Here is a 1,194-nt window from a genome sequence, read left to right as displayed (position 1 = left end):
TATTTTTGCCGATCAGGGAAGAGCGAGCGATAGTCAGGTCGAATTCTTTAGCGCTGGCCAAAATACCGTTCCTGGTAGTTATGAGCTAAATATTACGCAAGTAGCGACGCGCGCGAGTCTGACGGGCGGTTCTGCGTTAGCCGCCTCGACAGTGATTGATGCCGATAACGATGAGTTATCAATTAGTGTGGATGGCTTTAGCTCCGCCACGATTAGTTTAGCTGCCGGAACGTATACGCAGACTGAGCTTGCTGCGGAGATACAGTCCAAGATCAATTCTGACGCGACGCTGTCAGGCATCGGGGCGTCTGTTACTGTTAGTGTTGATGGGAGTGGGGCCTTGAGCATCACTTCTGACCGGTATGGTAGTAATTCAAAGCTAGAAATTACTACCGTTGATACAAACACGACTACAGCACTTGGTTTATCTGTTGCTACGGCCGCAGACGGTGTAGACGTGGCAGGTACGATTAATGGTAAAGCAGCAACTGGAGAAGGTCAGATACTAACCGGAGCCGACGGCTCTGATGTTGAAGGTCTTTCTGTTCGAATTAATGGTGGTCAAACAGGAAATCGCGGTGATATTAGCTATATTGAAGGGGTTGGAGAGCGCTTAGTTGACGCAATTACTAACTTTTTATCTGTAGATGGAACGATTACTGCTAAGAATGAGAGACTGAACGCTGAGCTTGAGTCGATCGCGGAGTCTAGAGCTCGTCTCAATGAGCGATTGCTCAATCTGGAAACGCGATTGGCAAAGCAGTTTACGGCAGCAGATATTTTGATTGCGCGACTAAACAGCACACAAGATTTTATCAAGGGTCAGCTAGAAGCTTTGGCTGGCATTGGTAGTAAAGAGTAATGGAGAGTAAAGAATGAAAGCACTAAATCAGTATGCGGCTGTAAATACGCAAACGAGTGTAGTCGATGTAGATCGTCATAAATTGATTCAGCTGCTTTACGATGGCGCCTTAGACCGAATAAACACAGCTAAAGCTCGTATCCAGGCAAAGGATTACGAAGCTAAGAATAAGTTGATAAGTAAGACGATTGACATTCTGGCAGGGCTGCGAAGTTTCATTGACGACTCACAGTCATCTGAGCTCGCCGAGAACCTCACTCAGTTATACACATATTGTGAGAATCGACTACTCGAAGCAAATATGAAGAACGACATCGCAATACTAGAGGAAG

Annotated in this window: 2 protein-coding genes; both read left to right on the top strand. The window is 46.1% G+C overall.

Features of this window, described 5'->3' with window-relative positions:
- On the top strand, nucleotides 1–862 hold an 862-nt coding region (fliD, locus tag A3751_RS19815), incomplete at its 5' end, for a flagellar filament capping protein FliD (protein ID WP_197466544.1).
- 13 nt (nucleotides 863–875) lie between these two features.
- A partial coding sequence (gene fliS / locus A3751_RS19810; protein ID WP_068458661.1) for a flagellar export chaperone FliS occupies nucleotides 876–1,194 on the top strand: 319 nt, incomplete at its 3' end.

The sequence above is a fragment of the Oleiphilus sp. HI0080 genome (genome assembly GCF_001635135.1).
The sequence above is the reverse complement of the archived record's forward strand: the minus strand, read 5'-3'. Positions and strand labels throughout refer to the sequence as shown.